The organism is Cognatundibacterium crateris, assembly GCF_010078235.1.
Lineage (GTDB): Bacteria > Pseudomonadota > Gammaproteobacteria > Burkholderiales > Burkholderiaceae_D > Undibacterium > Undibacterium crateris.
The window spans coordinates 192714-204573 of record NZ_JAABOS010000001.1 but is presented as its reverse complement, the minus strand read 5'-3'; the positions used below and the strand labels follow the sequence as shown (position 1 = coordinate 204573).

14 protein-coding genes are annotated in these 11860 nt (G+C 47.5%); 8 read left to right on the top strand and 6 right to left on the bottom strand.

Going from position 1 to position 11860, the window contains the following annotated elements; translation table 11 throughout:
- Positions 1-18: 18 nt before the first annotated feature.
- The 5 genes from tssA (at position 19) to EYB48_RS00875 (ending at position 4805) form a co-directional block, all read left to right on the top strand.
- The gene (tssA, locus tag EYB48_RS00895; RefSeq protein ID WP_162018403.1) at positions 19-1152 is read left to right on the top strand and encodes a type VI secretion system protein TssA; all 1134 of its coding nucleotides are present in this window, start codon (positions 19-21) and stop codon (positions 1150-1152) included.
- A 176-nt stretch (positions 1153-1328) separates the two neighbouring features.
- On the top strand, positions 1329-2018 hold the full coding sequence (locus tag EYB48_RS00890; RefSeq protein ID WP_162018402.1) for a hypothetical protein: 690 nt from the start codon (positions 1329-1331) through the stop codon (positions 2016-2018).
- A gap of 187 nt (positions 2019-2205) precedes the next feature.
- Positions 2206-2745, top strand: coding sequence for a hypothetical protein (locus EYB48_RS00885; protein WP_162018401.1), 540 nt, complete (start codon positions 2206-2208; stop codon positions 2743-2745).
- Positions 2746-2976: 231 nt separating this feature from the next.
- Entirely contained in the window at positions 2977-4134 is a 1158-nt protein-coding gene (locus tag EYB48_RS00880; protein ID WP_162018400.1) for a hypothetical protein, read from the top strand.
- A gap of 80 nt (positions 4135-4214) precedes the next feature.
- On the top strand, positions 4215-4805 hold the full coding sequence (locus EYB48_RS00875) for a hypothetical protein (protein WP_162018399.1): 591 nt from the start codon (positions 4215-4217) through the stop codon (positions 4803-4805).
- Between the two features lie 42 nt (positions 4806-4847).
- Here the strand turns inward: EYB48_RS00875 and EYB48_RS00870 are convergent, their stop codons facing one another.
- A complete protein-coding gene (locus EYB48_RS00870) occupies positions 4848-5189 on the bottom strand; it encodes a hypothetical protein (RefSeq protein ID WP_162018398.1) in 342 nt (113 codons plus the stop codon).
- Between the two features lie 103 nt (positions 5190-5292).
- Here EYB48_RS00870 and EYB48_RS00865 point away from each other — a divergent pair, with 103 nt between their 5' ends.
- Complete coding sequence (locus tag EYB48_RS00865; RefSeq protein ID WP_162018397.1) at positions 5293-5583, top strand: 7(1) septoil knot domain-containing protein; 291 nt, start codon at positions 5293-5295, stop codon at positions 5581-5583.
- Here EYB48_RS00865 and EYB48_RS00860 read toward each other — a convergent pair.
- Positions 5580-5843: a hypothetical protein gene (locus EYB48_RS00860; protein WP_162018396.1), complete on the bottom strand. Its 264-nt coding sequence runs from the start codon at positions 5841-5843 to the stop codon at positions 5580-5582. The two genes, EYB48_RS00865 and EYB48_RS00860, sit on opposite strands and share 4 nt — an antisense overlap.
- Before the next feature lie 829 nt (positions 5844-6672).
- On the opposite strand from EYB48_RS00860, the gene EYB48_RS00855 reads away from it, so the two are divergent.
- Entirely contained in the window at positions 6673-7635 is a 963-nt protein-coding gene (locus tag EYB48_RS00855) for a sigma-54 interaction domain-containing protein (RefSeq protein ID WP_162018395.1), read from the top strand.
- Between the two features lie 141 nt (positions 7636-7776).
- Positions 7777-8016: a hypothetical protein gene (locus EYB48_RS00850; RefSeq protein ID WP_162018394.1), complete on the top strand. Its 240-nt coding sequence runs from the start codon at positions 7777-7779 to the stop codon at positions 8014-8016.
- Between the two features lie 182 nt (positions 8017-8198).
- Here EYB48_RS00850 and EYB48_RS00845 read toward each other — a convergent pair whose 3' ends face one another.
- The 4 genes from EYB48_RS00845 to EYB48_RS00830 all read right to left on the bottom strand — a co-directional run bounded on the left by EYB48_RS00845 (position 8199) and on the right by EYB48_RS00830 (position 11744).
- Positions 8199-8609: a DUF4279 domain-containing protein gene (locus EYB48_RS00845; RefSeq protein WP_162018393.1), complete on the bottom strand. Its 411-nt coding sequence runs from the start codon at positions 8607-8609 to the stop codon at positions 8199-8201.
- A gap of 153 nt (positions 8610-8762) precedes the next feature.
- Positions 8763-9167 (bottom strand): VOC family protein, encoded by a 405-nt coding sequence (locus EYB48_RS00840; RefSeq protein WP_162018392.1) that lies wholly within the window; start codon positions 9165-9167, stop codon positions 8763-8765.
- Between the two features lie 696 nt (positions 9168-9863).
- Positions 9864-10280, bottom strand: coding sequence for a TIGR02594 family protein (locus EYB48_RS00835; RefSeq protein ID WP_162018391.1), 417 nt, complete (start codon positions 10278-10280; stop codon positions 9864-9866).
- A 288-nt stretch (positions 10281-10568) separates the two neighbouring features.
- A complete protein-coding gene (locus tag EYB48_RS00830) occupies positions 10569-11744 on the bottom strand; it encodes an acyl-CoA dehydrogenase (RefSeq protein WP_212681417.1) in 1176 nt (391 codons plus the stop codon).
- Positions 11745-11860 lie beyond the last annotated feature (116 nt).

Sequence of the window (11860 nt, the reverse complement as noted above, 5' to 3'; positions counted from 1 at the left end):
AAAACTAAAGGAAACATCATGTCAACTCCATTTGAAGCAAGTGCCAGCGCCTATTTTGAAGAACATCTTGGTCTTACGCTGGACGCTTTGCTGGCACCAGTGGAAGCCAGCCAACCGGCCGGTCGCGCCCTGCGTGGCAGCAGTTCTTACAGCGCCATAGAACAGGCGCGGCGCCAGGATGATGCCAGTCTGCCCTTAGGTCATTGGGAATACGAGTTAAAGCGCGCCGACTGGAAAAATGCGGCAGCACTTTGCGCTAAGTCTCTCGCGACTGAAAGTAAAGATTTGCAATTGGCGGCCTGGTTGCTGGAAGCCCAAATTAAGCAAACAGGTTTTGCCGGCATTGCCGCTTGCATGCATTTGCTGCAAAACCTCTGCCTGCGCTATTGGGACAATCTGTATCCCAAGGCTGACGACGGGGATCTCGAATACCGTGCCAATATCTTCCGTTGGGTGAACGATAAACTCTTAACCAGCTTGCGCCAGGTAGCCATCACCGCCACCGGACGTCCAGTTGAATACAGTTGGTCCGATCTGGAGCTGGCGCGCCGTCATGAGCAAATTAAGTCTCATCAAAACAAAGCGCCTGAAAGTATGCAAGAAGGTGTCAGCAGCAGCGACATTAACAGCGGCATGGCCGCCACCTCCACCACCATCTATACCGCTATGCGCGACATCTTGAGTGACGCTGTCAACGGCATCGAGGCACTCACAGTGACATTGGATCAGCTATTTGGCGATGATTCGCCCAGCATGGCGGCAATGGGTGGCATGCTCAAACAGATATTAGCGGCGATCGAGGCTGAACTGCATAAGCGTGGTGTGCGTGCTGCCACGCCGCCTAACGATGCAGCCGTCGCACAGTTAGCAGTCGCACCGCCAGCAGGCAGCATCGCTGGCCGGATGACTGAGCTGTCCTTACCACATGGCGCCATCCAGGACAGGGCCGATGCCTATGCACGCCTGGCTGAATCCGCTGAATATCTCATGCGCCTGGAACCGCACAGCCCGGTGCCCTATCTGGTCAGACGCGCCACCGAATGGGGCGGCTTAAATACGGTGGAGCTGTATCAGGAATTATTTTTACGTTTGAATGGGCAATTAAATATTTTTGAGATGCTGGGTTTAGAAGCGCAGGTTGAAACGCAATAAACATTGAGGTTCATCGGGAGCACATCATGGCAGCACAACTTGCTGTCTGGGCGCGTGATTCGTGAATGTTAAATTTGGCGATTTGCCTTTTTTGAGGTGCATGGCTGAATGTTCATGGGGACTGTCGGCTGAACCCGATTTTTATGTGTTCCCTATTATTAGGACATGACGAGTATATGAAAAAAATGACTGATGCAAAAAAGGCTACGGGTAGCGGTGCGGGGAAGAAAACCGGGATGCTAGGCGCGGAGCTGCGTGCGAATAATCGCAAAATCATCGTCAAGAATGAAATTCACACGACGGCGTTTGGCCCTGTCACCCTGCGAAAGGCGAGAGGCGCTGGGGGTTTTGCCAGCACAAATCAAAAAAATTTCAAGGGTTCTACAGCGATCAGTAAAACCGACGGATCATATTTGCAACTGGTAGGAAGGGCCTCAAAAGACACCTTAAAGCTCGTTGAATACGAGAATAAACGGATGTTCAGTTCGAAAAAATATCGAATTATGAAAAAGGCTAACGTGAGTACCTTATCAGCAGACCAAAAACGCATTGCTGCTCACTTGATGGGAATAGGTATAGCGGAACAACAAAGACATCCCTCAGCACACAAGGGTTTTAGGGCGGCGTTGCGCGAAGCAGAAAAACTACCGGATAAAAGTGATGGAGGGAAATCGAAACTAGAGGCTGTGGAAAATGCATTTCCACAAGCAGCTCCTGCCTCGAGGCGATCGAAAGAAAAACTGACATATGCGACGGGGGCACGGGCTTTCCACACCGTCAAAAAGACGGGGATTGAGCTGACTCGCGCAAAAAATGCAAGGCTACGTAGTGAGGGCTATTTTTCGGATGACTCTGACAACGATTAGGCGAAGGCCAAAACGTTGTGCTGAATCACGCAATTGTGGCACTTTTCATCATAGATAAGTGGTTATTGCTCCGTGAACTCCGGCGGCTATAGCACCTTAGGGTTCGCTTGATAAGTCACGTGCTGGCTTGGCGCGACGGATAGGCAAAGATTATAAACCCAATGAAAATCTCAAATTTAAGTAACGATTGAAGTGTCCTGATGCAGTTGAGACTGGAGGGCTACCTATATCTTTCTCAGCGTTTTTTGACTCAAATTTAAAACCGAACTTCATCAAATATGAAAAATTAATTATGCCAAAAAACCTCACTCAGGAACAACGCCAAATCAGAAATGCTGCCACTAAAAAAGCAAAAGAGGAAGGAACAACAACAAGACATTTGACAGGAACCAGTAGCACCCGAAACACCTATGCACGGGAATTTGACATGGCAGCGAGTGTGCCTGGCGGTGTACGGCCGCGTGGCTTATCCATCGGTGAGATTACAACTACCACCAACATCTATGAAAATCGTACTGAATTCAGTGACGGGCGCCCGAAAATTACCACACCGTTGCCACCTGTGACATCGACAAATCGTACAAATCGGCTACACAAGCATGAATTGGTTCCCGAGTGGCACACACCAAGCGGTAGTCGACGTGCAACAGATATTGATACCAAAACATATGGTGATGTGTCTGCCGAGTCTGTAAGAAAAAAAGCAACGACATGGGACGCCCCATAAGTTTCACATGAATGACTTTATGGGAACGAATTTATCCGATTTTTGAAGGTAGGAATATTGCATTTGACATGGTCTTAGTCATTCGCTCTTTCTCCAGCAATAACTTGTTTTCCAATACGCAATACAACATGGGATATTGAAAATTAAATGAAGGCATCATCTACCAATCCCAGCATAAAACAGTTGCTTGTAAAGTGGTGATGCTCAAAAAAACAAACCAGGATAGAAATTATGTCTATTGAAAATAAAGGGCGCAGTCGCATGGCAGCACCGAATCTGCGCAAAGATGCCTTGGTTACTCAGGCTAGAAAACAGCAGCAAGGAAAGCCGCCTGAGGGTCTCTCTCCACTCGTGCTACGACCAGCTCACATATCTAGATCCTCAAAACCTATGACAGGTTCTCAACGTCGTGCGGCAAAGAGGCTGGAGAAGCAATTGAATGCCGCCAGCAAAATTCAACAAGCATTCCGATCCCATTTGGCGCGCAGACAAGCCAAGAGAGAATTGAGCGAAGTAATGAAAGGCCAGACACCTGAAAAGCTTATGAGCGCAGTCGGGAGTTTTTATGAAGGTCATGGCCTGATTAGAAAGGTTAAGCAAGTTGGAGGAATCAATGATTCTATCGATAAAAATGCCGGGCGTTTAGCTGGTGATTGGAGTGGTGGAGTCGATACTCAAAAAGGACATTTAAATAGAAATCCAGCGCTGGATAAAAGTGAAACTGCTCATCATACCGTGTCTGATCACTTTCTTGGTTTTGTCAATGCTGGCATCCAACGTTTGGAGGCAGGTACTGCTGGCGAACAGTCAGCAGCACAAAAGTTCCGCTTACAGATCAAAAAAGATAGCTTGTATCAAGGGGGTAATCATGCCAATGCACTTTTTCAAGTTCAGCAAAATCTGACTTTTGGCCCCAAGGCCGAAGATGTCAAAGGTGATCCGAAAGAAGGTTTTGATGCGACCTTTTCCGGGCGAGGGAAAAATTCAGCTAATTTAAAAAGAGATTGGGATAAACGGTCTACACATTTACGCCCTGTTCACAATATGGGCTTATTACTTAAGTCAGGTCGTTATGAATTAACGCAGAAAGGTGCTGAACATTTGAGTCAGCAATTTGAAAAGGCACGCATTGCACATGACACCGACATGCATGGGAAATTCTATGGCATACCAACTACAAAGACAGTGACCAGCGTCAATCCACTCTGGAATTCGAAGAAATCAGTGGCAGGGGTAAAGCGGGAAATTAAGACAGTACAAATGGTGACTGAGCCAACTCAGCAGACCATTCCCGTACACGGTATTAATTCAGGTCATTTTGAAACAGCACAAATTACCAGAAAAAACAAGACGATTGTTAGCGGTTTTAGGAAGCTGAAATGGCGTTAATTTTCATAGTTAAATAAGCAGCACATTCAGAAGCCGCTGCACAACAATAATTTTGGCAGCACTTTAAAAAAGGACGTGCAATGACAAATGGAAAGTCAAAAAATACTGAAAATTGGACACGAAAATCCATACTCAATAAAAGCAGTAAAAAAATTGCTCACATCTCATACAAAACGATCACTCATGCGGAGTATCACGCAGGGAAACTACAACGCGATATGACCCGTTTAAAGGGGTTTGGACATAAAAGCATTGTCATCGGCGGTGAAAAACATATTACTGTGTCGGGCGTATTACGAAGGCGAAAGCCAGGTTCTGCAAGAGAAAGTCTATCTAAATTCAACGTGGTCAATCCTGGCTTTACACAGCCATCGCATAAGTCGCACTTTTTTCCTGATGTATTTGGCGGGCCAAATAAGCAAGAAAATTTGAGCAATGAAGAACCAAGGATGAATTTGTCGGGACACAAAGTGATAGAGAATCGCATTGGTCGCTTAATGGAAGATGCACATCCCGGCGCGCACACACTAAAACGACGGGGAAGTATGGAGGTTGAAGGTAGTTTTAGCGCGAGTGGCGAATCGCAGTCACGCAAATACCATATTCATATCGATGGCAATGGCACTACACCAGATACTTTTCATCAAATTACGTTGACCAGAAAAAAATGACCTTGAGTGGTAATAATTATTTTTAAAAATTGTTCTGTCCACTTAAGATTTTGATGGCACCAACGCCGCCGTCTCCGCTTCTCCGGCACGCTTACGCGAATCCGCCAAACGCCCCATTCCCGTATTCAGCCGCTGCCGCAACGGTGCGTCAACCTGATACGACAAAATAGTTTGTGCGCGCTGTGACAGAGGTTCATCAATGGTCGCCAAGGTCTGAGGACGTGGTTTTTGTGTGCTGCTGCCCCACTGTTTTTGTACATCCTGGCGGCGGGTATCTTCTTGCGGATGCGCTGTGCCCAGTACCGGTTTGCCCGTGCCATTTGGCTGTACCACGTCGACCCGGTGCGCTTGATTGCGCATACCTAGTATTAGCTTTACACTCATTCTCAACTCCCTCAACAAGACGATGTTCAGATTCTGGCCAGCAGTTCAAAGCAGTCAATTGAGTATACGCTAAGTCACCGATTATGCAAAGGAAGAGCAAAGCATGGCACGTATTTATCAAACGCCAACCATGGGCGATGCAAAAATCAGAGTCGCTATCGTCACCTCACAAGGTGAAGCTGATTTGCTGGTGTATCGCGTTAGCAGTTGGGGCTTGGCAAGCGGTGATGCACTGTGGTTTATCACCCGTGATAAGCAAGACGCCTCGAGCTGGGTTTACTTTACCAGCATAGGCATGGCGCAAGTGAAGGTGTGTTTTGTTGATTCTATGGGTTGTGCAGGCTGGCAAGACCGGGGGCAGCCAGCACTCAAGTTTCGCGGCAGATTTTCTTAATGGCTTGCAGGCACAGCCGCGCTGGCGGATGCCGGTGCGCTGGCGGGTAGTACAGCTGAGTTACCTGCTGGCTGGCTTGAAGTCTGTGCGCTTTGTGGTTTAGGCTTGATATCGGTTTTAGGACTATCAAAGCTTGCCATCATGGACGCTGACCAGTGTTTGACATTGCGCTGCCAGTCATCCGGGGACAATATACCCGCTACAAACATCAGCGCCCCGAATAACAGGGTAAGCAAGATAAAACCAAATTTTGCAATCATGATTGCAGCCAGTATTGATGTTTCATTCGCGTATCAATTCCCTTAAAACCAAGCCTAATGAGTTGATGCACAGCGAGTGTCTAAAAAGTGCATTGAATGGGAAAGAATAGTACCGCATTGCTAAAGTTTGCAGCATAACAAGTTCACATTTACAACATCCCTGACTACCCTGCCCCAATTTACCGGCAATCTACACTAAGCGATAGCCTGGTTATTTGATGCGTAATTGACATGTCAGTTATATGTCAATTGCCTTTATTCCAGCTACGTACTGAGCAAATTTTCCCTGTACAGGGAAGCATCGCTGATTAACGATGTTCATTTCGCCAATAGTAACAATTAGCCTTCAATTCTGGCGAAGCAATGACTAGCACAGTATTTGATCCGTACAAATCAAACCACCAGGTCGCTCTGACTCAGTTGAAAATCTAAGCCGTCACGGATGGGCACATTTGCACTCTGATATCTCAATAAAAGTCTTGGCACGTTTTTCGCTAATGGCAGTAAGCAATTAAGCAACTACATTAACAATCTTAATTGTCAGTCAGTATCCAGCTACAACAATAGACAAAATTGAACGAATATTGTGAGTAATTAAATTAAATTTATCATGACGTCGGGAAAATGTTGTAATCTTGAATTGTTTTTAAATACAACTAAATAGCATCTCAGCAAGGGCTTTTCGATCAAAATCAACGATTACGAGACTCTTATTGACGTGAATCAAAGACACCCGGAACACGATTTACACTGAAATTAGCATCTTTCAAAGCCTTACCCTCGTTAACAAGAGTAGTCAGGTTTCGACTTAGTTTTTTAGAGGATGTACATGGACGATTTATCACGTTTAAATTTGCTTGGTTCATCCGAAAAATTTCTGGGTGTATGCAGCCAAATCAAGAAGATGGCCAGTGTCGATGTCGCCGTGTTAATCGCGGGTGAGACAGGTACAGGAAAAGAAGTTGCCGCCCGTGCCCTGCATTATTTGGGTAAGCGTCGAGACCAGCCTTTTATCCCGGTCAATTGTGGTGCTCTTCCCGAAACGCTGATCGAATCCGAATTATTTGGTCACGAGCGTGGCGCATTTACCGACGCTAAAACGACTGCGCCTGGACTGGTCTGCGAAGCGAATGGTGGCACCCTGTTTCTCGACGAAGTAGACACCTTAAGCCCCAAGGCACAGGCATCTATGCTGCGCTTCTTACAAGATCACTCCTATCGCCGTGTCGGCAGCGGGATTGAAAGAAAAGCAGATGTACGCGTGATCGTGGCAAGCAATGCCAATCTGGAGCAATTGGTGGAAGCAAAAGCTTTTCGACGCGATTTGCTGTATCGCTTAAATGTTTTACAGCTGCGACTACCCGCATTGCGCGAGCGTGGTGATGACGCAATCGAGTTAGCGCAAACATTTCTGACCAGACTGAGTCATCAGTACAGGCTTCCAAAAAAGACGCTGCACCCCTCCGCCATCGAGTTTATCTCCCAATATGACTGGCCTGGTAACATTCGAGAGCTGGAAAATGTCATGCATAGGGAATTTTTGATGTGTGAAGGCCAGGAAATTATATTCAATGGCGAAACCAGCGCTGCCGTTGAAAACACCATGAATTCGTTCAAAACTGCGAAGCAACAAGCAATTGCAGACTTTGAACAACGCTACCTGCGCCAGGCTTTGGAAAAAAGCGCGGGGAACTTATCAGAAGCCGCGCGCATAGCGGGACAAGATCGCAGTGCATTTGGTAAGTTAGTACGTAAGCATAAAATCCTGGGTATGGAACAATCCAATTTATGATCCAATAGTTTGCTTAAAATGTTTGTTTATTTACCTACAAAACATTAAAATTCATAACTCAAACTTAATAAAAAAACGCCCCGATTTCTTTGTGTGTTTTTGAAAAAATCAAATTGCATTTTCTTTTAAACGGACGCAACAGTGGATGAACAATTAATTCAATTTGCGTGCGACTCAATCAAAAACTATTTACATACCTCCCCGACAAGCGCGGATACTGCTATTGGCATTCACCAATGGTGGATACAGTGGAATGATCTTCCAGAATCGATATTGATCACAACTATTGCACTTCGACGCCTGGAAGAATCAGGCCTGCTTGAGCGCCGCGTCATAGGCAACCAGGAAATATGGCGCCTGCGACGTCAGCCTGCAACATAAAATCAAATTCATTGTGTAGGCCTTAGCGATTGCTCGGCATGGCACGAACGCTTGCTGCTTACTTGCTTTTAGTAATTTGGGGATGAAGGCCGCGCTTCTTTAGCCATATTCCCTGCTTTATGCGATAAACAAGTTTAAGCCTGACAAGCAAGCCACCGTTATGAATGCATTTCAGGTACAGATTATCTGGCGTCTTCGCCTGCGAAGTTATACAAGTCAAAATCAACCGCAAGTCGCAGTGCTGCCAGCCTTTGAATCAGGGTAGCAGAAAGATGCAAGCCCGGATTTGTTCCATAGTAGTAGCCTACACAACTGATACCCATTTCGCAGTTCGCTCCTAAATCAACAACTGCATCGGCGCACGTTTCGAGGCGAGCCAATAGCGCATCGATATGGTCCTGCAAAAAACCATCGCCACGTGGAATTGGACTCAGTAAGCGCCACAGATTTATCTTCGGAAAGTCATCAGACCTGGATGCTCCGAGAACCCTCACGTCCGTTGGCTCAGTCTGTAGCTGTGCAGTGATGGCCTCTACCGGGCAGTTGCTCGCCTTAACCCAGAAATACGCAAAAACATCGCTTCGCTCTGTCACATGCACCTCAAGCTTGATTGTATATTAGGCCGAATCTTATCTCAGTCATGCCTCATTAAGGCTATATCTGGACGCTTTGTGAAAACACCGAGCTGAAAAAATTGGGAATAGTCATACGAATCAGGTGTGAGCCGTGTGGATCTCACTCAGGGTTCAGCCCTGAGCTGGTGTGGCAGCCATATGGAACAGGCCCCAGCCATGACCATCGGGGTCGACAAAACTATGTGAATACATGAAGCCTAAGTCCTCAGGCTGATCGTAGCTTGAGCCACCGGCTGCAAGCGCTCTGGCGACCAGGCTATCGACCTCTTCACGACTATCACAGTGCAGATTGATCAGCATTTCCACCGCAACGCTGGTATCGCAAATCGCTTTCGGCGTGAAGTCACGAAACCGGTCACGCGTACACAACATCACAAAAATCGTATCGCTGATCACCACGCAGGCCCCCGCATCGCTGGCGAACTGAGGATTCTCCGCAAACCCGAGTGCCTTGAAAAATGCAAGCGACTTAGGCAGATCAGCAACCGGCAGGTTGAGGTAAATTTGTTTGCTCATGGGGTTTGCCTTTCTGGTGTGGGGAGGAGTGAAGTTTTTTCGGCAAAGATCAGGCTAAACGGATTATGGACTGTATCGTTGATTCCATGTTGAGTGCTAAGTTAAGACCCATCGACATGATTTCCAACATCATCAAAACCATCAGTTGCACTTGCGCCTGAAATGTAATGTCTATCGCCCTAGTCGCCAGGAACTTCATCGATTACTCTGCGCAGTTTTCGATCACGTGCGGCATCCCAAATTAACCAAGCTCCGATGACCAATAAAACACAGGCTCCAAAGTACCACTCCAAACCCAACAGCCGATAACCTACAGTGCCGATAGTGGCACCGGCGCTGCAGAAAAGTATCCCTAATATATCTTTGGTCTTCATCGAATCTTAGGCCATAGTTAAGCAAAAGCAGAAAAGGAAGTGCGGAAGAAATCCCTACAAACCATGTGACGATGTCGCAGGCATGACCAATATTGACGTCAACTTGATCGATCAGTTAATCGACATTTTTTCTCCGAGCGCGCGTGGAAACTAGCCAGATCTCAATAAAAATAGTGGCCGGATAGAGAAGTCTTTCAACCGACGGCATTGCCACAAGCGGCAAAAATTTATGGATTCGCATTCATTTCTCAGAATTATTGAAAAATTAAAGCTCAATTAAGTTTGAGTAAGCCTCCCCGCCGGAGGTACTGCTTAATACGAGTCAAAGCACACTCTTCGATGGCCAGCGATAGCCCAACACCGAGTCTCTTGTATAGGAATGTTCTCGTACTTGGTCTAATTGATTCCCACCAAGCAAATGTATGTACTCTTGGTTAAGACCGAGGAAAAATCCAACGTGTCCCTTCCAGCCCGTTGGATTTTCGCGAGACAAGACTACGATGCACCCCGGAATCGGTTCACTCAAAGCCTCACCCCACTCAAGCCATGATCTTGCGAGAGCCGAATTTGTACCAACGATTCCCACCTGCGCGAGTGACCAGTTGACAAACGAGGAACACCAGGCAGCCTTGTCATCGTATCCGCGTATGTTTGTATATTCATGGTACTCGGTGACTCGCGGATTGCTTTGTCCAAGCGGAAACGTACGGACGCCGACTTCTGCAAAGGCAACGGACATCCAAGGAGGCTGCTGCATATGGGTTATGACTTAAATTAAAGTAAAGAATGACATTAACACAATGGGGCAATGGACTCAACCTTGTTCCAGTGAGCTCAAAAGAAGTATGGCAAATCATCCTTTATAAACCTTTTTATTCACAACCATTCTTTCACTACGCAGTCTCATTAAATATTACATCCATCGACCCCACAAAAAACACCCCTGCCAAAAACAAAAAACCGCACTTCCCAGTGCGGTTTTTTTCTTACTCACAAATCGCTTTACACCAACAACAGCGATCAACAATCAGAATGCAGCGATGCCGGTTTGGGCGCGGCCCAGGATCAGGGCGTGGATGTCGTGGGTACCTTCATAGGTGTTCACGACTTCCAGATTGACCAGGTGGCGTGCGATGCCGAATTCGTCGGAGATGCCGTTACCGCCCAGCATATCGCGGGCGACACGGGCGATGTCCAGTGCTTTGCCGCAGGAATTGCGTTTCATGATGGAGGTGATTTCTACAGCTGCTGTGCCCTCGTCTTTCATGCGACCTAAACGCAGGCAGCCTTGCAGTGCCAGTGTGATTTCGGTTTGCATGTCGGCCAGTTTTTTCTGTACCAGCTGGTTAGCGGCCAGTGGTTTGCCGAATTGCATACGGTCCATGGTGTATTGGCGCGCCATGTGCCAGCAGAATTCGGCAGCACCCAGCGCACCCCAGGCAATGCCGTAACGTGCGGAGTTCAGGCAGGTGAACGGGCCTTTCAGACCTTCCACGCCTGGCATCAGATTTTCTTCAGGGACGAAAACTTCATCCATCACGATTTCGCCGGTGATCGAGGCACGCAGGCCGACTTTACCGTGTATCGCCGGAGCGCTCAGGCCTTTCCAGCCTTTTTCCAGAATGAAGCCACGGATGCGGCCATCTTCGGTTTTAGCCCAGACCACGAACACATCGGCGATCGGGCTGTTGGTGATCCACATTTTGGAACCGCTCAGCGAGTAACCGCCTGGTACAGCTTTAGCGCGGGTCACCATGCTGCCCGGGTCGGAACCGTGATTCGGTTCGGTCAGGCCAAAGCAGCCTATCCATTCGCCAGTGGCGAGTTTAGGCAGGTATTTTTGTTTTTGCGCTTCGCTGCCGAATTCATTAATCGGCACCATCACTAATGAGCTTTGTACGCTCATCATAGAACGGTAGCCAGAATCGACACGTTCCACTTCGCGTGCGACCAGTCCGTAGCAGACATAATTCAGGCCAGCGCCGCCGTATTCAACCGGTATCGTGGAGCCCAGCAAACCCAGTTCGCCCATTTCGCGGAAGATGGCAACATCCGTTTTTTCATTGCGGAATGCTTCTAACACGCGTGGCGCCAGGCGCTCTTCGCAATAAGTACGTGCCGCTTCCTGCACCATGCGTTCTTCTTCGCTCAATTGCGACGACAATAACAACGGGTCTTCCCAATTAAATACAGCCTTGGCCATCAAAATCTCCTGATCATTTTTATAGAAAACAGCATGCGACCTTTAGGCTACAGATCGCTGCAGATTCACGTTTGCTGTGCAGACGCGAAGCTTTTTTCCTTCAGTCGCGCATGCAG